Genomic DNA, 20,034 nt, shown 5'->3' with positions numbered 1-20,034 from the left:
CCAAAGGAGGCATGGTGACCTACGATCGCGACGCCGTTGCCCGACAGTTGAGCCACAACCTCGGTACCGCCGACCCTGACTACGCAGCCTACTGCGCGCGGATTGACCGGGAGACCCGCGATCCTGCCAATGCGATCGGCGGGCAGCTCCTGCCGGGCGTTGAAATCGTCGGCGGGGTGTCCGGGGATCTCCTGCGGGTACTGGTCAGGGCCAAGGCACTGCTGCGGTCGGACCAGCGCGCTGCCATCGCTGCCACCAGGCCCAAGATCCAGGGTTTGAACACCAAAGACTTCGGCGGCCACGAGTGGGGCTTCTGCTTGGACATCAACAGCGACCGCTGCCCCTACCTGATCGGCGAGCGTGGCGAGCAGGCACTAGATCTCAAGCTGGCACTTACCTACGGGGCCATCTCCCTGTTCATGCGCGGAGTGCCGAGCGTCCTCAACGCGTTGCCGCTGACTCTGCCCGCAGGTTCGGTGCCGGGATTCTACGACTCGCTCAAGCGGGAGAGCGACGACTTCAAGGTGTACTTCGGGTTCCTCGACCAGCCCGTCGACGTCCTCCGTGCTTACATGGTCAACTCGGGGAAGATCCCCAGTTTCCTGCCGGAGCCTGCCCAGACCCAGCTCGCCCTCACTCAGAAAAGCCTGATGGTGGAGCAGTACCGCACCCTTACCGAGCACCCTGGCACCTACTTTTCCGATCACGGCGGCGGTCCGGGCACCCCGATTCTGCCGCTGGAGCCCGTGATCAAGGCGAATGGACAGCCTGCCGACCGGCCTTTCAAACACACCGACCCCCGGAACGGCTTCCTGGATGCGCTGCCAAAGGATCTCGTGGTCGCGCTGACCACGGCTGGCATGGACTGGGGCGCCTGCTCCATGGGACCGGAATCCGGCGACATCATGCACTTCCAGTATCTCGCCGAATTCGCCAAGGACGTGAAACGAGCCCGCCAGGAGATCGGCCAGTAGAACGGAGTGGCAATGTCGGTTCAACTGCGCGCAGGAGTCGGCGACGGGCGGCCCAACCATCCCGAAGATGTCGCACTGGTCCAACTGTTGCTCAATGGAACACCACGGGCCGGACTGAACATCGACGGCCGTTGGGGCTCGGCGACCCGTATCGCGCTTGAGCTGTTCCAACGCGCCCAGTTCGGTGTGGCTGATCGGATCGCGGATCCAGGAGACATCACGTTCTCTCGGTTGCGCGGCCCGGCCGTGACATTCCACGACGACGCCCTGCTCCGTTCGTTTGCCGTGCACCACGCCGAGAGCTCGGGGGCTAGCAGCGGCTCGGTACCCAGGGACAGCGAACGCCGAACCGCGGATGGCCTCGGGGCGGTGTTCGACTGGACGACCACCACCGGGTTCGCTCACATTTTCAGCCACCCGAGATGGGGTACCTGGGAAGTCCGCGGCGTGATACTCGACAAATATCGCGAACTCAGTGAGGAGGCAGGCGAACTCGGCAATCCGATCTCCGGGGAGCGCGTCGTGGCACCCGGGCGTGTGAGCTGGTTCGAGCGTGGTCACATCGGTTGGAGCGAGAGCGACGGCTTCGTCAGCGTTGGCACGATCCTTGGCTGAACGACTGTCTGTGAGGTGGCTGCCGTGCCGGATTTTCTCCTGGTCAGAGCCGAAGATCACGTTATTCTCGGGCTTCGCCTGACGGGTTTCACGCTGAGGAACGACTCGTCCGGAGCTCCCCTGCTCATCGCTGCTGGCGACAGCGCCAGGCTGATCGTGACGTTCCCGCCCCAACACGTGGTCGAGGAAGTGTCCTTCCCCGGCATGGACGCCCCCTTCCAGCTGCTCGACCCGCCGGTACCGGTATGGCGGTCCATGTTGTCCGGGCCGAGCCGCATCGTGCTCGCCGTTCACGAGGGCACCGCGATCACCCCGACCGTCGCCGGTGTCCTCGAGGCGATGGGCTCCGCGTCGGTCCACATCGGAGCAGTTCCGCCTGGCCCCGACGATACGGCGATCGAGCTGCCCTGGCGCCTGATCACCGTTCCCGAGGACCGAGCGGGCCACGGCGCCGTCCGTTGTGTACACCCGACGGCCCCGGTGGTGGCCGGCGGAGTGACCGGGTTGTGGCGGACCGCACTGACGGCGCCTTCGGCGACACGGCTGGATGCCGGGCTCGCGATTCGCCCGGTCGACACCGAGCTTGCGGGCCAGGCGGACGCCCTGGACTTCCTGGTCGCGCTACCGGCCGCGGAGCGTGCCCTGATCGCGCTCAACGGTGCCGACCGACCGGCCGCGGCGAGCAGGCTGGAGCTCAGCGCGTTCGGCGGAACGCTCAGCGTCGACGGGGTCTGGGACAACTTCCGCTGGCGACAGCGGACTGCGCTCGGCCGAGATCTGGGCGTGCACGCAGCCGTCGTCGGCACGCTGTACCCCTTCGGGCACCGCGCCATGTACCAGGAGTTCACCGAGCGCACATTCGACCCGGCTGCGGGACACGCCGCTGTCCTTCGGTCGTGGTCGGTTCTCACGATCACCGATCCGGTGCGTCGTGCGGATGCGGATGCGGACGTGGCGAGCAGGCGAGCCTTCCCGTTCGACGAGGTCGAGATCACCCGACGCGAGTTCGCCGACCTCGGTGCCACCGACTGGCAGTGGTACCAGCCGCCGGACGGGGGCCAGCCGCAGCCGACGTACTTCTGGCCGACCAACCGGACCGGTGAGCGGCTCGGGTTCCCCTTGCGGTTCGCCACCCCGACCGGGGATGTCCGATGCACTCTTCCCTTGATCTTCGTCACCGACCTGTCCCCCCACTTCGCCTCGCTGACTGACCTCGGGCTGGCCCAGGAACTGGGCGCGGTCTACACCACCCAGTCGGCTCGGTTGCCCGGCACCAACATCGACCTGGTCCGCTCGGCCGGCCGGCGGGAAGGCGATGTGCACGAGGTGCACGCGCTCACCATCGGCGGCCGGCTGGCGGCGGACGGCTACCGACCGGCCCTCACCGGGCTCGAACTACGCATCCCCGCCTTGCGGTCGCTGATCGGCCACGACGCTCCCACCCCGGTTCGGTTCGCCGCGAACTACCTGAGCAACGGCGATGTCGAGGACGTGCTGCTCGAATTGACCGGTGACCCCATCACCGTGGACTTCGTCGGTCGTGCGCAGTTGTCCGGCGGCCTCGCCGCGCCGGTCTTCTCCGCCGACGCGCTGTCCCGGTCTCTCGGTCCGATCAACCTGGCAGGCCTGCCCAACCCGGTCACCGGATTCCTCGACCCGAAGCGCGTTTTCCCGAAGGAGGCCACTGTTCTCGGCTTCCCTCTCCGGGAGTTGGTCTCCGAGGTCAAGGTGCCCCCGCAGATCACCTCGGTCGTACACAACGGCCGTCCGCCGGACATCACCATGCGCTGGGAGCAGATCAAACTGATCCAGGTCGGACCGTTCCAGCCGTCCGCGAAAGCCCGGCTGAACCTGACGGTCACCACCACGCCCGGTCCGGTCGACGACCCGAACCCACATGCGCACACCACGTGCACGGTCAACGACTTCGCCCTGGTGTTACCTCCCGGGCCCAGCCAGTTGCTCAAGCTCTCCTTCGGCTCGATCGAGTTCACTCAGGTCACCGGCCGGGAACCGGACTTGAAGATCACGGGTTTGCAAACCCGGTTCCTCGGCGTTCTGCAACTGCTGGAGGAGCTGCAGGACGCCGTTGACCTGGCACGCGCCGCGCGGTATCTCGACGTAAGCCCGACCGGCATCACCGCGCGGTACTCGCTGCCGGTGCCCTCGGTGTCCGCCGGCGCCTTTTCGTTGCGCAACATCGCCGTGCACACCGAGGTCGAGGTGCCTTTCGACGGGCGGCCGGTCCAGGTGTCGCTGGCGTTCAGCAGCAGGGCCAACCCGTTCAATCTGAGCGTGCTGATGTTCGGTGGCGGCGGTTACATCGACATCACGCTCGACCGGGGCGGTCTGCGCCGCCTCGAAGCGGCACTCGAGTTCGGTGCGCTGGTCGCGATCGACTTCCTCGTCGCCCGCGGCGAGGTGCACGCGCTCGGCGGCGTGCGGTTCACCTTGGAACACAACGGCTCCGTGTCCCTTGAGGGCTTTCTGCGCATCGGCGGCTGCGTCGAGATACTCGGCCTGATCTCCCTCTCCGTCGAGATGCGCATCGGGCTGACGTACCAGTCGGACCGCAAGGCCCTGGTCGGCCGAGCGACCCTGGTCGTCGAGGTGGACCTGACGCTGTGGTCGGAAAGCGTGGAGCTGGACAGCGGCGAATGGGTACTGGCCGGTGGTTCCGCCGGCGCGATACGCGGGCTGCTCGGGGCGCCGCAACGCGACGCCGCGACGCTGGAGCTGGATCGGTGGCGGCGCTACCGCGGGGCGTTCGCGTACTGACCGCATACGAGGATCGGACGGAATCTCCATGAGCGAGCCAGGCAAGCGGCTGCACGCCCTGTCACTGCCGTACCCGGTGAACCGGATCTGCTGGACTCCGGACGGCGCATTCCTCGCGGTCGCGTCCGGCCGCCCTTCCGGTGACACGCTGGGCGGCGGAGCGATCACGGTGATCAATGCACACACCGGTCGACCGATTTGGCAGCCCGACGCTACGCTGGAGACGGAGGCGGAGGTGGACAGCATCGCGGTCAGCAGCGACGGGGCGTGGCTGGCCGTTCCCCGTCAAGGCACCACGGGTGTACACGCGGTGGCGTCCGGCAAGGTCAGGTGCGTCAACCCGGAGCAGGCCGACGCGGAAGAGGTCGCCTTCAGTCCGGACGGCTCGTGCGTCGCCGCCATCGGATCGTCCACCGGATATGTCGCAGGCCTCCTGGTCTGGGTGTTCGACGCCGTGAACGGCGATACCAAGTGGCAGAGCAGTGGCGACCTCAGCGAACTGTGGCAGTCCAGCAGGCTGGTCTTCAGTCCGGATTCCCGGCGGTTGGCCGTCATCCGCGGCGCGGAAGCGTTCGTATGCGACGTGAACGACCCCGACGAGTCGACTAAGCTGCCCGAGACCGTCAGATCCATCGCGTTCAGTCCCGACTCTCGTTCGGTGATCGCCGGAATGGCTGACGGCAAGGTTCGGATACGAAACCTCGAGACCGGTGGCGAACTCGTCACCCCACTCCACGACCCGGTCGGCGTGCTCTCGCTCGCCGTCAGCCCGGACGGCCAATGGATCGCCGCTGTGGCGGAGCGGGGCCCCGCCGTGTTCAGCGCGGTCACCGGAGCGCACCGGTTCGACCCGATCACGGATATCGAGGAATGCACCAAGGTGGTGTACAGCCCCGATCTGCGGTTCTTCGCGGTGAATCAGATACCGGGGTCGACCCCGGGACCGGGTATCACGGTGTTGGATGCCAGGACCGGAACGCCGAAGTGGTCGGACCGGAGCAGCGACCTGGCCCGGGACATCGCGTTCACCCCGGACGGCAGCCGGGTGGTCATCGGCGGCGTCACCGCGGAATCCCAGGGGTTCGTGCATGTCTACGACACCGGTGTCGAGCGAGCCACGGTCGAACACGGCGGACCGGTCAGCAGAGTCGCCATGGGAAAGACCGCGTTCAATGTCGCCGCAACCGTCGCCGGTGACCAGCGCGTCCGAGCGTTCCGGGCGGACACCGGGGAGAACGTGCTGGAGGGCACTCACCCCAGCCCGGTGACCTCGCTCGCGATCAGTGCGGACAGCCAGTCCGTCGCCACCGGTTGCCTGGATGGGAGCGCCAGGCTCTTCAGGACGCTCTACGGCCTGGTGTGGGCGGTCGACCACGGTCAGCCGGTGAACGCCGTGGCGATCGACGCAGCAGGGGACGCGATCGCCACAGCCTGCGGCGACCGCACCGCTCGGGTGCTCGACCTCGCCACCGGCCACGAACGCTGTCGGCATGCCCACCGAAGTGGGGTCACTGCGGTGGTCTTCAACCCGGACGGCACGCTGATCGCCACGGGAAGCAACCGAACGACCAGCGTCATCGACGCGGCATCCGGGCAGCTGAGGCACGAGTTGGACGGCGACGGGAAGGTGCGGGCGCTGGCGTTCAGCCGGAACGGTCTTCTGGCGACCGGCAACGAGGACGGCCGGGTACGCGTGATCGACCCCGCTTCCGGGGAAGTCCGCCGCACGGTGGTTCATCCCAGGCCGGTGACCGCGGTCGCGTTCAGTCCGGATGGGACGTTGCTGGCCACCGGCGGCGTCGACCGGACAGTGCGAATCTCCCGGCTGACCGAGGAGGAGTCGGCCGAGGCGCTCAGCCTGACCTACGATGCCCCGATCACCGCGCTGGTGTTCCACCCGAAGGATCAGGCGCTCGCCGTGGCCACCGAGAATCCGACAGTCAAGGTGATCGAGGTGACTACCGGGTTGGAGCTGTACCGGGTGCTGCATCCGGGTCCGGTGCGCGACCTCGCCTTCAACGTCGACGGCGAACTGCTGGTCACCGCGTGCGAGGACGGCAACGCCCGGGTCGTCGCCGGGAGACTCGGATGAGCGAGCTGCTGTGGGTCCCGGTCCCCGGTGGCCTGTCCGGATCGCAGGCCGTCATCCAGGTTCTCGTCGTGCCGAGGCTGCAGGCGGGCCAACTCGCCGACTTCGGAATCCAGGACTGGCCCGCCACCCTCGCAGCGTCCACCTTCGACATTCGCACCAGGACATCGGACGGCATCCAGGCGGTGCAGGCCGAGGTCACCTACCAGGATGTGGCCGTCCCGGACGTGTGGCAGGCGTTCTTCGGCGGCCAGGCAGGCCTGGTGAACGAGTGGACGCGGAAGACGCACCCGGCTCCGATGGTTGCCGACACGTACCGCCAGGCAGGCGATGTGGTGGGCACCTACCAGACCTCGGCGACGGCGATGGCCATGCCGGACGAGAACACCCCGGCCGTAGTCCGCCGGCAACTGGACCATTGGTTCGACGAAACTCCGATGCCGTCCGCACCCCCTCAGCCGCCGATCCCTCCACACGCGGTCGCCGACTTCCACGGCACCGTGGCGATGCTCCGCGAACACCCTGCAGTGCTGCGCAAGCTCGGGCTGATCTTCGAGGTGACCGTGGACCGCTCCGCACTGGACGTCGGCGATCCGGACGAGCGGTATCTGTCGATCCGATGCCCCGATCCGCCACTCAGCTTTCTGGTGACCGCGCCGTGGACGCACTACCTGCTCACCGACAGCCTGTTCGTACCTGCCCCGTCGACAGACTCGGCGGTCGACATCCACGCAGGTCTGCTCGACCTCGGTCAGGCTCCGGTGATCGTGGCCCCGCCGCCGCAGCCCGAGCAGCCGCCCCCGCCAACGCGCTGGGCGGTCACCACCTTCGAGGTCGACGGCGTGGTCGGCCGGCTGCGGGGCGCGGCCCAGTCCGCTCGCCGGTCCGAGAACGACGTCGGCTTGCCCGACCTGCCGCACATCCGATCGGCCGGGTTCATGCTCGTGCGGCCCGGCCGCGCGGACGATTTCGCCAACCGGGTCGCGGTGGCCGCCGCCAACGCGGGCCTGGACTCGACCGACGAGGCGGTATTCCATGCCGAGGACCTGATTCTCGGCTACCGGGTGGACGTGCGCATGGGCGACGATTCGCACTGGTACCCGCTGTGCGCCCGGCAAGCCCGCTACGAGGTCAACGGGTTGGCGATCGAGCAGGCCGGCCGCCTGGATGAGGACGGTTACGGGGACGAGGAAGGCCACATCAAGGCCAACGCCGCCGTCAAGGACGCGGACAACAGCCTCCACGCCGACCAGATAGTCACCCGCTGGGACGGCTGGAGCCTCGCCGTGCCGCGCCCCAACCTCCTGGACAACACGGCCGGTGCCGCGAGGAGACCTGACGTTGCGCTGCCGTACGAGTTCACCTGGGACTACCGGCTCAAACCAGGGACGCTGCCGTCGCTGCGCTTCTCTCAGAAGTACAGCCTCAGGGTTCGGATCGCCGACCTGGCAGGTGGCGGTCTCGGTGCCGACCATGAGAGCTCCAGCTCCACCGCCACGGAGACGATCTTCTACTGGCGACACGAACCGGTGCTGCCGCCGGTGCCGCACGCGTCCAGCCCACTCGCCGTCGGCGCGGCCATCGACCGATTGGTGATCCGCAGCGACCACAACCTCAGCGTCGCCGAGGTGTCGCAAGCCGACCCGGGCTACCCGCTGACCGACCAGCGCGTCCTGCTGCCACCGCAGACCACCTTCGGTGTGGCCGAGCAGCACGGCGAGTTCGACCCGCCACGAACCGAGGAGCAAACCAGACGATGGGCTGAGCGCGCCCTGACCGCCTATGCCGAACAGGGCGAGACCGCCGGGCACGGACTGCCTGATCCGGCCGTGGGCGGCGTCAACGCCAGGCTGCGAGGCGAGCCGGGTGGAGTGGAAGAGTTTGTGAGCGAGCTGTCCAAATGGCAACCGGACTGGCCCGACTATGACGACAAGTCGATCGAGTTGGTCGACCGGTCGGCAGGCGAGGGGCCGATGACCTTGCACTGGCGAGGTGACCGCCTCGTGGTCGGCCTGGCCAAGGCCGAGCAGACAACGATCGCATTGTCGTCCACCATCCGCCGCGGGTACGCCGGCCATCTTGCCATGTACGAGTGGCTGGCGCGGGCTCATGTCCCGGAGGCGTCGTTGGCCGAGGCGCTCAATGGCGAGCACCCGATGCTGTCACCGCCGAGGGTTGTCCACCTCGTACACGCGGTTCGGCGACCACTTGTGGAACCGCGGTGGCGGTTGCCCTCGGATTCCATCGTGCGGACTGAGGGCGACACCACCGCCGTGCTGCATCCCACCTTCAGGGAGAACGGGCTCAACACCGACAGCACGGTCCAGGTGGACGTCGCCGCACACTGGACCGAGCGGTCGGACATCGGTGAGGAGGAGGTGGTCGTCGAGCGGCTGCATACCGAACCGGTCGCCCGCGGTAAGCCGCAGTTCAACCCTATGCGCCATTCATTCGGCGACACCAAGCATCGGACGGTCACCTATACGCTGACCGCCATCAGCCGGTTCCGTGACTACTACCATCCGACCGAGCCAGACACCGCGTTCCAGGTGGCCACCACCCAACAGCCTGTGTCCATCGTGTCCAGTGCACGGCCGTCGCCGCCGATCGTGCGCTCCGTGACCCCGGCCTTCCGCTGGGAGTCCGGACCGGCCGGTCCCGATCGGCTGGAACGGGTGCGCCGAGGCCAACGGCTGCGGGTCCAGCTGGCACGGCCGTGGTACGAAACCGGCGAGGGCGAGCGGCTGGCAGTCGTCGTCGCCGACGAGGATCCCAGCCCAGAGCAGGCCGAATTCCTCACTCGCGCAGGCCGGGATCCGATCTCCGCATCACCAGCGTTGCCCACATTCCCACCGGCCGACTGGTTCAGTGGAACCACCGGCGAGGTGAAACGGCTCTTCCTGCCCGAATTCAAGGCACATGTGCAGGCCGTCCCGTACGCCGTCACCGACGCCGCAGACCACTGGTCCGCCGACGTCGAGATCAGCACCCCGTCCCCCGACCGGTCCTACAACCCGTTCATCCGGCTCATTCTTGCCCGATACCAACCGGAGAGCCTACGCGGCCTGGAACTGTCCACGGTGGTGGCGGCCGACCTGGTCCAACTGCCCCCAGACCGCAGGCTGACGGTCAGTCGCACGGGCGAATCGGTGAAATCGGTGAGGGTAGAGCTGGCTGGAACCGGCCCCGCCGCTCGCAATGCGTTCGAGGTCACCGTAGAACACTGCATCGCACCGGAGAGGCTGCCGGTGGACGAGGTAGACTTGATTGACATCGGTGACCAGTTCGACCCCCGCATACCGGCCTGGCGACCAGTCGACGGGCTCACCGTGCTCAGCCATGACGGCGTTGCCGACCTCCCGTCACTACCCACCGCGCTCGGCCCGCTACGGCTCCGCGTCCGAGAGATCGAACTTCCCAGTTCTCGCGTCGATCCCGCCACCGCCACCGAACTCATGCAACGCTCCCATTTCATCGACGTCGTGCGCCTGCCTGCCGAATGGATCCTCGACATGTGAAACGACGCGAAGAAGCCCGACCGACGGCGAGATCTCATCCCATGACAACGAAAGCCAGGGCCTCCTCGGGTCCCCTGGCACCGTGAAGTCCTTGCTCTGGGCGAGGTTCGGCGACCGGCGGCCTCCTTTGGGCACACTCACTCAAGAAGGCGCAGCTCAGCCCACCCTAGTACTCCAGCTGTAGATCGTGATCTTGCTGGTGGGGCCTGGTAGGGGTACGGGTACGGCCACCGTTGATCATCGTGACTTGTGTGGAGTAACGATGAGACGGTGGCCGCAGGTCACAGCATAGATCCCGCTCGTTGGCGGGAGGCGTTCGAGGTGGCCATGGGCCGTATCGGCCCCGGTCTCCTATCTCTGACCCACGGTGCAAAGTAGCCGCGGGGGCTACTTGCTCCCCTCCAACTGCCGTGGGACACCGGAGTTCCGCAGCTCCTTGAGGTCCGGGATGTGATTGTACAGCGCGCCGACGGAGACGCCCAGGATCTTGGCGATGGTGGTGACGCTGTTCTCCGGGTTGGGCAGCATGTCGCGGGCCGCACGGATGAGGTCCTCGTTGACGACCGTGGGGCGTCCGCCGACCTTGCCGCGGGCGCGGGCGGCGGCGAGGCCCTCGTGTGTGCCGGCGACGATGAGTTCGCGGATGAACTCGGCGAGGGCGGCAAAGACATGGAAGATCAGGCGGCCACCGGGGGTGGTGGTGTCGAGTGACTCGTGCAGGGACTGGAAGCCGATGCCGCGCTCGCGCAGCTCGGCGACCATGTTGACGAGGTCCTGGAGGCTACGGCCGTAGCGGTCGAGCGAGGGGACGACGAGGGTGTCGCCGGGGGTGAGGAAGGCGTGGCACGCCTTCAGCTCGGGCCGCAGATCGTTCTTGCCGGACTTCTTGTCGGCGAAGATGCGGCGGCAGCCCGCGGCGTTGAGTGCGTCGATCTGGCGGTCGAGTTTCTGCCCGCCGGTAGAGACCCGTGCGTAGCCGATCCGGATGTCGGTGAGGACGGCGGGCGAGGGGGTGAGGAGTTCGGACGGCTCCAGGGACGCTTTCATGCCCGGATCTTCTCAAGAATCGGTGTTCACGGGGTTGTTGAAGAGCCGGGTTTCTGAAGGAGTTTTGAAGGCACGTCGCGGTTGTTCGATCTTGAACACCGGATCTTCAGAAAACGATGGTTTTGTGAAGGTGCGGACCGGCCGAAATGGTCTTGGCTCGAAAAGGTGATGGCCGGGTCGTAACAGTGAGGTATTCACCGTTACGACCCAGCCGGTGTTGTCGGAGGATCAGGGAGCGGGCGCCTCGATTTCGTTGATGATGGCAGTGGTGAGCTGATCGCCGACCTGGTCGAGGTAGATCACGCCGGTGACGATCGCGGCGGCACCGAGGGCGACTGTGGTGCCGCTGGTCCCGACTACTGCCGCGCTAACAACGGTGACGAGCTCGGCTTGCACCGCACCTACGGCCATGGAGACCAGGTAGGAGGCCGACCCGGCCAATGCTCCCCGCAGGGGATCGCGGGTCTTGTTGTAGGTGGCGATACCGCGATCTACCGCGATGAGGCCTGCGAGGAACTTGTTGAGCACGGGGACCCTGGCCAGGGCCTCTGAACTCCCGCCGACCGACCGGATGACCCCTTCCGCTGCCTCGAGCTGGGAGAGAACGGGGGTGGCCCAGGTAGACATCTGCTCGCTGAACTCGGCGGTGCCACCGCCGAACAGACCCCCGTGGATCAGGCTGCCGGTCGCTCCGGTGCGGGGATCGAGGGTGGCCCATGCCGAACCTGTCCACCTGCCGTAAGTGACGGGGGAGGTGGTGGCGATGACGGCAGAGCCGTTGCGTGCCGCCGACGCGATGAAGTCGCGGTCGACCTGGCTGAGATTCAGCTTGGCGCTGACGGTGTCCGCGTTGGAGGGGTTCAATGCGGCCAAGGGGATTTGCTGGGCCAGGGCCTGGCGGTGCAATTCGACGGTGGAGACCGAGCGGGTCAGTTCGGTTGCCTCGAAGATGCCGCTTTCCAGCTGGGAACCCATCAGCCCGGACTGCAGCATGGTGTCCACGGCCCCCTGGGTGTTCCCCGTCCGGGACACCGAGGAGTACACCATCCCCTGGGCGTCCATGAGCATGCCGACACCGAGAGTGGAGATTGCCGTGTCGCCCGAATACTGGAAGGCGGGCATGAACATCATCAGCAGCTCGCGGGGCGGGCTGGCCATCCGCACGTTGCGCTGGTGGCTGGTGGAAGCATTGAAGGCGTCGACCATCAGGTAGTACTGCTGTGCGTGTCCGTCCAGCACCGCGCCGATGACGTTCTCGAAGTCCACGTCGGCGCCGTCCTGCAGCCGCTGGTAGGTACTTCTGAAGCTGGCCTCGCGCCCGACGAGAGTGTCCCCTGTCTCACTGCCGGTGCTGATTCCGACATTGGCGTAGGTGCCCGCGGCGACGCTATGGGTGTAGGTGCGCACGCCTCCCGCCGGGTCGGACAGCGACACGACGACCGATTGGAACTGGCCCATGGTGATCGGGTCACCGGTGATCTGCTTGTTGCCGTTGAGGTAGATCACCGGGCGCAGGTCCACCAGGTAGGGGGCGACGTTGACCAGGCCGCCGTTGTCGTTGATGGTTTTGGCGTCGGCCGCTGATGCCGGCACGTAGGCGATCGTCAGGCGCTGGGTGGCCATTCGGTAGGTGGGTACGGTGATCGTGGTCTGGTTCGCGACGGTCAGCCGGACGAAGTGGTAGTCCGCGGCGGGGATGTCGGCCGTTCGGGACACCAACCTGGTGATAGGCCCGGGTGGGCCGGTGAACCTTGACTTGGAGGGCACCGCGGCGACCGTGCCACCGATGGCGTCGCCGATGGTCGCCCCCTGGCGCGCCATCTCCTGGAGCTTGGCCAACAGCTTCTCGCGCCACTGGTCCTGCACGGCCTGCAGCTTGTCGGCGTCCACTCCGGTGACGGCCGGGTAGTCGGGGTCGACGCTGGTGCTCGCAGCGAGTTGCTTAAACGTGGTCGCACCAGTGACTTTGGCGAGGCCCAAGGGTTTGATGAACTTCAGTGGCTTCAGCGAGGCGTCGAGACGGACCCACCTCGGCTTCGCATGTGGATGCTCATCCTGATGCGCATCCTGTGCGTCGGCATCGTCTCCATGGCCGTTGCGGTGCCGGAGGTAGGCCTGCACCCAGATGTGCCCGACCTCGACAGCCACCGGCTCGTTCGAGGCGTTGGTCTCCACGCTGACAGGCGTGCCCAGCGACGCGGCGAACTGCACCGCGGCGTCCAGGTCGGTGAAGTCGCCCATCGCCTGCTGGAACTGCTTGACCTTCATCTTGACGACGCCGCGCTCATATCGGGTCTCGACCCCGCGGGCCCGCAGCAGCGAAGACAGCAGCGAAGATGTGTCGTGAGGGGAGCAGACCCGGGTCTGCAGGCAGCCGTCGGCGCCCTGGGTGACGCCCCATACCGGGACGCTGACGGTGTTCTTGCGCACCCACGAGTAGATGCTGGACGGGGACTTGAGGTCGGCCGCCAGTTTCTTGATCTCGTCGGAGGAGGAGACCGACTCCTGGCGCAGGTCCGCTCCTGCGGGAGCACTGCTCGGCAGGCTCGGTGTCTCGCCCGTCCGGGGCACGGGCACGGTGGGCAGCGAACGCCGGGCCGTGGAGTGTCGCGCCTTCGGCGGCTGCTTCAACAGGGCCGCGGCATTGTTGGCCAGCCCCTGGGACGAGCCGCTCTCGTTCAGACGCCTGTAGCCCGACGACAGGGAGTTCTCGATGCCCTTGATCCGTCGGCGCGCGGCCGGGGTCGCGGTTTGTTTCTGCTCCGCGAGCAGCCCTTTGACCTCACCGTAGGCAGGTGCCAGGCCACGCCGGTCGCCGGTCGCCGCCGTCTCCAGTGCTGCTGACCACTTCTGCCACGCTCCATGGGGCGGGGACGGCGTCGGCGCGCTCCACGCGGGGGCGCTCAACGTTCCCGTGAGCATCACCCCCGCGACCCCGGCCGCGTACAGCCTCCATCTGTGCCTCCACTCCCGGTACCCCATGGCAGCCCCAGGCCTCTCCGTACACAGATCTCCTCCGATGACGCTCGGCGGATCTCTTCAGAAGCGATCGGTGAAGATCGCGCTCGGACGGTCAGGAGAGTACGTTTCCAGCCCCGCACTGTCACGGAAAGTGGCACATAGATTACTGTAAGTGGTGCATGGGTTGGGGCCGTCAGTGTGTCGAGCAGGGGATCAACGGATCACGCCTGTTGCCTGCTTCCGGCGCATTCCGGTTGGCCTCCCTGGAAGTCCTTCATCGTGTCCCCGGAGCCGATCGGTCGGCGGCGTCCGCCGGGGTTCGGGGGTCGGGCACGTTGGCGACCGGCCCCAGCTCGAGGCGCTTGTCCATTTCCAGGCGGAAGGTGCCGTACGGGTTGACGTTGGACCAGAACAGCGCAGTCAGGCCGCGCCGGTCCTCGTCGCTGAGCTTGTTCGCCCAGGCCGGTTCGGCCAGGATCTGCTGCAACAGCAGCGTGTTGACGTACACGAGGCTGGACTGGAGCAGGTGCAGGGCGAGCATCGAGGTCTCGGCGTGTTCCTTGTCCGGGCCGGTCAGGGCGCCGTCCTTGCCGTAGTGGAGCACGGTGTTCGCGCCGTTCCAGTTCTCCACGACCTGGAGGCCGCCGTGGATCTCGCGGCGCAGGCCGGGGCTGGCGAGGTAGTCGCAGGCGAAGATGGTGCGCACCGCGCGGCCGAGTTCTTCGAGAGCGGCGTAGGTGGGGTGCTTGGGGCCGCCGCGGGTGAAGCGCCGCAGCACCTGCTCGGTCTCCGCGGTGCCCAGCCGGAGTGGGGTGGCGTACTTGACCATCTGGTCGTACTGCTGGGCGATCAGGTCCCAGCGGATCGGCCGGGTCAGCGAGCCGCCGAGCGCGGGCCAGCCGGGCGGGGCGTCGTCCGGGCGGTACAGGCGGATGCTGCCGATGTTCTTCAACCTCGGCAGCAGGCGGAAGTTGAGCAGCTCGGTGAAGCGAACCCGACCACGCTCGCGCCGTGGGTGTCGACGTAGTTGGACTCGATCTCAGCGTCCGTGCAGTGCCGCAGCAGTCCCTCGATCATCGTCGCTACCTCGGAGGAGGAACAGCTCTTGAGCTGGGAGTAGATGCAGACGTTCTTGCGCTCGACGTGCCAGTAGATCATCACGCCGTTGCCGCCGTAGCGGGCGTGATACTCGGTCATGAAGTTGCTGGACCAGGAACCGAACTTCTTCGAGTCCGACGCGCACGCGGTGCCCTGTCCCCACCAGGCGGCATCCCGGGCGGCGAAGGTGGCATTCACCAGCTTGGTGACGGCGGCCCGCAGGTTGTCGACGGTGATGAAGTGCCGGCGCACGTGCCGCAGCGCGGCCTCGCTCTCTCCGTGCTCGCCGGTCGCCACGATCGCGCGGATGCCCATGTTCGTGCCGAGCCCGAAGAGCGCGAGCAGCAGACGGCGCTGGAGGACGTCGCGGTCGATGCGCTCGTACGCGGCGATCGAGGTGAACTCGTCGGTGAAGGCGGTGAGGAAGTCGGCGTTCTTCAGCACGTCCAGCAGGTCGAGGACGCCCCAGCGGCGTACGACCTCCTCCTTCAGCGCCGCCAGTCCGGTGGGCTCCTCCAAGGGCTGAAGCTTCGGCACGGTGATCCACGGCTCGCCCTTGCGGGTGGTGACCTTCACCCCGCCCGCCGAGCCGTCCGCGAGCGCCGCCGACAGCCGGTCCAGGCCGTCCGTCATCCGCCGCTTCAGGCCGGTGATGAACTCCTTGGGGTCCTCGGGCTGGCGGATCGCGTTGTAGTGGACGGTGCGGGTGGCATCGAAGTCGCCGGGCAGGTCGTCCTCCGGGTTGCGCCACCGCATCGCGCCCTCGATGTAGATCTCGCGGCGCCGGATCGCGTCGCGCGGCGCGACCAGGACGCACAGCGCGTACGGGATGCGTTCGATGCGGCCCTTGTCGTCGACGACAGCCTCGCGCCAGTCCTTGCGCACCACGCCGTCCATCGGCACCGTGTCAGTGCCGTCGTAGAAGCGGGTCTTGCCGTCGCCCTCGGCGTACTTCTCCAGCAGCACGAGCGCGTCCATCACCGGCCGGTACGCGGTGTTGTTGCACTTGAAGCCCAGCGTCTGCAGCAGCGGTGGCAGCATCTGCCGGTAGTACGAGCTGTACGAGGAGCGCAGAGTGGTGCGCACCTTGGCTTTGAAGACCCTCTCGTTCGCCTTCGCCTCAGCGACCAGCTCGCGCAGCGTCTTCTCACCCACCACCGGGAACAGCGCCCGTCGTACGACCTCGTCCGGCTTGTCGACCGCGGCCGTCGCCAGCTTGAAGAGGATGCCCTCCTTGCCCCGGACCTTCTTCAGCTCTGCCGTCAGCTGCTTCTCCACCCGCCGCTCGGCACGAGCATTGATCTTGTGGACCAGGGCGACCAGCAACTCCACCAGCGCATCAGTGATCTCCGCCTACCGGGACGCACACAACGTCGCCAGCAGCGTGATCCGCACATCCTCACCCACATCCCGGAAGTCCGAGGGGTACATCTTGATCGCCCGCGCCCGCCACGCGGCCACCAGCTTCTCCGAGCAGTCCACGAACAGCCCCTCGGACAACCCGAGCTTGCGTACTTCGGTCAGCTTGGTGATCTCCGTCAACAGCGAGTCCAACCCCACCGCGCCCGGGTCCCGTTTGAGTGAGGCCAGCAGTGCGGTGCCGTCCTCGTTGCCCTCCGCGACCAGGGCCAGCAGGCGGCCGACGCATACTTCGCCCAGGCGCCGCACGGTCTGCGCGCAGAAGACCCGGTCCGCCCGGGCCCGGGCAGCGGCCACGATCCGCTCGATCCGGCCCGGGGGCTCAATGCGGTCGCTGCGACACTGCACGAACAGGGCCTCGCGCAGCCGGACCTCCACCAGCTCGACCGGACAGACCTCCTCGGCAAGCCAGGCGGTCAGCCGCTCCTCGTCCGCGCGGGTCGCCGGTCGGAAGCCGAGCGCCACGCGGATCTGCGTACGGTGCCCCTTCGCCGAGCGGGACGACAGGTCGTACTTCGCCAAGTCCTCCGCTGGCACCTTCACCACGTCGGCCACGTAGTCGACCGCGGCCTGCGGGAACTCCTCGACGAACTGGGGGAACCGGCCCTCCAGCTCGAAGAACTTCAGCATCAGCACGAATCCGAGACGCGTCGGGCCGGACTTGTTCGCGACCAGGTCCCAGTCGCTGCCCACCGGCGTCCAGCACGCCACCACGTCCTCGGGGGACCACTCCCGGCGCATGAACGCTCCCACCCCTTCGCCGACTACTCGTTCGGCATAACGAAGCGGCCGGCCGCAAAGCAACGAGGCCATCAGCAGCGCGGCGGCTACTTTGCACCGTGGGTCAGAGATAGGAGACCGGGGCCGTGAGTCCCGTGGGTTCAGACGAAGTGAAGGACCTTCAACGGGAACCCGCGGGTCCGATGCTGTGCTGTGCAGAGACGGACCCGCGGGTTCGCTCCGAACTCACGGCGAGGGAGCTGGGGCCGCGTGGGTCGTCGTCTCGTGGAGATGCGCCTCGACCGGGCCCAGGTGCTGGTCGTGGGCGAGGACGAGCTCGTCGGCGAGGTTGAGGATGCGGATGCTCCCGCTAGGGAACTGAACGGTGAAGCCGACGGCGAAGTCGCGGTTCCCGTCCCGATACCGGATCTCTCGGGCGGAGAGGACCTGCTCGCCGACGAACGGACTCATCGGGAAGTCCCGTAGATCGTCCTCGACCGTGGTGCGGCCGTATTCGTCCATGTCGTAGGAGCCGTGGGGCTGGTCGATCTCCAGGGCCAAGTCGTCACCGGGTGTGTGGAACCGGACGGGGCCGAGGCCATCCATGTGTAGCCACATGTGCAGGAGGGACGGCTCGGTCTCCGAGTAGTGGTGCCAGGACGTTGTCACCTGCAGCAGGCGCCTCCCGACCAGGTCCTCAGCTTTGATCACCCCTTGATGCTTTCACGGCGTTCAGCGACTCGGAATCGGTTTCCAGGAGGCGGCGAGCCGAGTCCGCGTAGCGGATGGCGGTCTTCTCGTCGATTCCGAAGACGAGGGCGAGGTGGAGGGGGTCGGCGCCGTGTGTGAGGGCCTCTTCGAGCTGTCGGTCGACGCGGAGCCGTTCGAGGGTGGCGGTGAGGTTGCGGGTGGCCCGGGTGGTCCAGAGCTTGCCGGCCGGGCCGAGTTCGACGGCGGTCTTCTGGGTGATCAGCAGGTGGGGGTTGGCCGTGTTCGGCCAGCGGTTGCGGCGGTGGTCGAGCCAGTCCAGGACCGCTCGGTGGGTGAGGTCGTCGAGTGGGCGGACGTGGCGGCCGATGGTGATGCGCCGGTTGCCCAGGTCGACGTCGTCCAGCTGCATGGTGCGGATCGTCTTCGGCCGTGCTGCGTGGACGGCGGCCAGGGCGATGATGAGCCGGATGTCTGGGGTGGTGGCGGTGGCGATGGCCTCGTCGATGTCCGTCTGGACGAGGGCCTGGAGGACGCCGCCGGTCTGTCGGGGGACACGGGTGCGGATCGTCGGGTTGCGGAAGACCTGGCCTTCTTCGCGTGCCGGAACAGTGACCGCAGTGCGACGATCCGGCTTTCGCGCTGTTTGCCGGTGACAGCGTCCCGGGCCGCGATGATGTCCTCCCGGGTGACCTCTTGCAGGTGGTCGTAGTGGCTGGACCACTCCAGCAGCACCGGCTGGATCTCACCGAGGTAGGCCCATGTCGTATGCCGGGAGCGGGGCTCGGACCGCGGGCCACCGTCGAGGAGAGTGCGAACCCAGGCTTCGACGGCGCGACGAATGCCCGGAGGTATCCCGTCGAGTTTTCGTTCCAACCAGCGGTCGACTGCAGGTGCCCGGTCGTCGTCAAACAGGCCGAGAGGGTCGAGGACTTCGGCGGTCCGCACGACGGGGAGCCCACGGAGTCGTAGGGCCGGGAAGAGCTCGGAGTATCGGATCGACTCGCCTTCGCGGAAGCCGGACAGCACGATGACCAGGGCTCGGTTCACGTCGCTGGTGATCCAGCGGCTCCAGCCGCGGGCTTCTCCCGGCGCCCGAGCGGCTTGCCGGGCCCGGATCAGCCAGGGATTGGCCAGGTCGGCGTGGAGTTCTCGGTCGAATCGGTGGAAGTCCCGAGTGGCAGTGAACAGCGTCAGTTGCGTTGACGTGGTGATCACGCGGTGTGGTTCGGGAAGCGGCGGCGGCTTCAGCACGCGCCGTCCGGCCTTGCCGACTCTCGGCCCGCCGTTCTTGGGCCGCTGGAGGTTCGCGAAGAACAGCTGCTGGCAGGCCACCTGCCGTAGGTACGGCTCGATCACCGAAGCCTTGCCGCTGGCCTTGATCGCCCAGGTCGCCTGAGCCCGGCAGAGGCGGCAGTAGCCGTACTTGTCATCGACCGGGACCTGTCGCCGGCAGCCGACGCATGCACCGACGGCGTGTTGCTGGCCGTAGGTGTAGCAGCCGCGGCAGAACCGGCCGGGCAACTGCCCCCAGGCGAAACAGCCTGAGCAGGAGGCCGCCGGCTTGCTCTCGCTGATCTTCCCCATGGTGGTGGCAGCCAGGTCACATCGGCGGCAGTGAACGGCCGTCGCGGCGCTTGGGCACGACGGCCGGAGCCACTACCGAGCCGGTCGTGGCCTCCTGGATGCCAGCCTGCTGACCTGGGAGTCTGACCTTCCCTGGCTCGGGAATCAGCAGATCGCCGATCTCACAGCCGAGCACGACGCAGATCACGTCCAGGTCCTCCAGCTTGAGGGAGACCGGTTGGCCGGACCATAGACCGGACATTTTCCCGGCCGAGATCACCAAGCCGTGTTCGGCCAGGCTCCGCTGGAGCTCGGATGCCTTCCAGATCCCTTTGTTCGCGGCGGTCAGCCGCAGGTTCCACTTCATCCCATCAGTCCTTCCAGCCGCTTCGCGGCCCGCTGCTGCCCGGACACCCAGGCGTCCTCGACCCGGGTCTGCTGGACGTGTAATGGTGGAGTCGGGTATTGGAACTGCCTGAATGCCCGGGGCTTGACCGCGATCACGGCGCCGTTGGCCATGTAGATCACTCGTTCCATTCGA

General features: G+C 67.3%; 12 protein-coding genes and 1 pseudogene. 6 read left to right on the top strand and 7 right to left on the bottom strand.

Going from position 1 to position 20,034, the window contains the following annotated elements; translation table 11 throughout:
* The first annotated feature begins 11 nt into the window (after window positions 1-11).
* The 5 genes from ACWCP0_RS36945 to ACWCP0_RS36925 all read left to right on the top strand — a co-directional run bounded on the left by ACWCP0_RS36945 (window position 12) and on the right by ACWCP0_RS36925 (window position 9,974).
* Window positions 12-974: a hypothetical protein gene (locus tag ACWCP0_RS36945; protein WP_451083130.1), complete on the top strand. Its 963-nt coding sequence runs from the start codon at window positions 12-14 to the stop codon at window positions 972-974.
* Between the two features lie 12 nt (window positions 975-986).
* The gene (locus ACWCP0_RS36940; RefSeq protein WP_451083129.1) at window positions 987-1,589 is read left to right on the top strand and encodes a hypothetical protein; all 603 of its coding nucleotides are present in this window, start codon (window positions 987-989) and stop codon (window positions 1,587-1,589) included.
* A 177-nt stretch (window positions 1,590-1,766) separates the two neighbouring features.
* Entirely contained in the window at window positions 1,767-4,367 is a 2,601-nt protein-coding gene (locus ACWCP0_RS36935; RefSeq protein WP_451083128.1) for a hypothetical protein, read from the top strand.
* Between the two features lie 28 nt (window positions 4,368-4,395).
* The gene (locus tag ACWCP0_RS36930) at window positions 4,396-6,459 is read left to right on the top strand and encodes a WD40 repeat domain-containing protein (RefSeq protein ID WP_451083127.1); all 2,064 of its coding nucleotides are present in this window, start codon (window positions 4,396-4,398) and stop codon (window positions 6,457-6,459) included.
* Window positions 6,456-9,974 carry a hypothetical protein gene (locus ACWCP0_RS36925; protein WP_451083126.1) on the top strand — a complete coding sequence of 1,173 codons (3,519 nt, stop codon included), beginning with the start codon at window positions 6,456-6,458 and terminating at the stop codon, window positions 9,972-9,974. Before ACWCP0_RS36930 ends, ACWCP0_RS36925 begins: the two co-directional genes overlap by 4 nt.
* A 387-nt stretch (window positions 9,975-10,361) precedes the next feature.
* Here the strand turns inward: ACWCP0_RS36925 and ACWCP0_RS36920 are convergent, their stop codons facing one another.
* From ACWCP0_RS36920 to ACWCP0_RS36895, 6 genes and pseudogenes are all read right to left on the bottom strand, one after another.
* Window positions 10,362-11,021: a recombinase family protein gene (locus ACWCP0_RS36920; RefSeq protein ID WP_451083125.1), complete on the bottom strand. Its 660-nt coding sequence runs from the start codon at window positions 11,019-11,021 to the stop codon at window positions 10,362-10,364.
* A 228-nt stretch (window positions 11,022-11,249) separates the two neighbouring features.
* Window positions 11,250-13,928, bottom strand: coding sequence for a transglutaminase domain-containing protein (locus ACWCP0_RS36915; protein ID WP_451083124.1), 2,679 nt, complete (start codon window positions 13,926-13,928; stop codon window positions 11,250-11,252).
* A gap of 328 nt (window positions 13,929-14,256) precedes the next feature.
* Window positions 14,257-15,713 (bottom strand): annotated as a pseudogene (locus ACWCP0_RS36910) (transposase).
* A 720-nt stretch (window positions 15,714-16,433) separates the two neighbouring features.
* A complete protein-coding gene (locus tag ACWCP0_RS36905) occupies window positions 16,434-17,240 on the bottom strand; it encodes a DUF4158 domain-containing protein (RefSeq protein ID WP_451083123.1) in 807 nt (268 codons plus the stop codon).
* Window positions 17,241-17,465: 225 nt separating this feature from the next.
* Window positions 17,466-17,930 (bottom strand): hypothetical protein, encoded by a 465-nt coding sequence (locus ACWCP0_RS36900; protein ID WP_451083122.1) that lies wholly within the window; start codon window positions 17,928-17,930, stop codon window positions 17,466-17,468.
* Entirely contained in the window at window positions 17,917-18,339 is a 423-nt protein-coding gene (locus tag ACWCP0_RS36895) for a hypothetical protein (protein WP_451083121.1), read from the bottom strand. Before ACWCP0_RS36895 ends, ACWCP0_RS36900 begins: the two co-directional genes overlap by 14 nt.
* Window positions 18,340-19,104: 765 nt before the next feature.
* Between ACWCP0_RS36895 and ACWCP0_RS36890 the strand changes: the two genes are divergently transcribed.
* Window positions 19,105-19,326, top strand: a complete 222-nt coding sequence (locus tag ACWCP0_RS36890) for a hypothetical protein (protein ID WP_451083120.1) — start codon at window positions 19,105-19,107, stop codon at window positions 19,324-19,326.
* Window positions 19,327-19,530: 204 nt separating this feature from the next.
* On the opposite strand, the gene ACWCP0_RS36885 is transcribed toward ACWCP0_RS36890, so the two are convergent.
* Window positions 19,531-19,860: a helix-turn-helix domain-containing protein gene (locus ACWCP0_RS36885; RefSeq protein ID WP_451083119.1), complete on the bottom strand. Its 330-nt coding sequence runs from the start codon at window positions 19,858-19,860 to the stop codon at window positions 19,531-19,533.
* Window positions 19,861-20,034 lie beyond the last annotated feature (174 nt).

This window comes from Streptomyces sp. NPDC001970, assembly GCF_053594115.1.
Note: the sequence above shows the minus strand (reverse complement) of the source record. Positions and strands in the feature narration are given on the sequence as shown.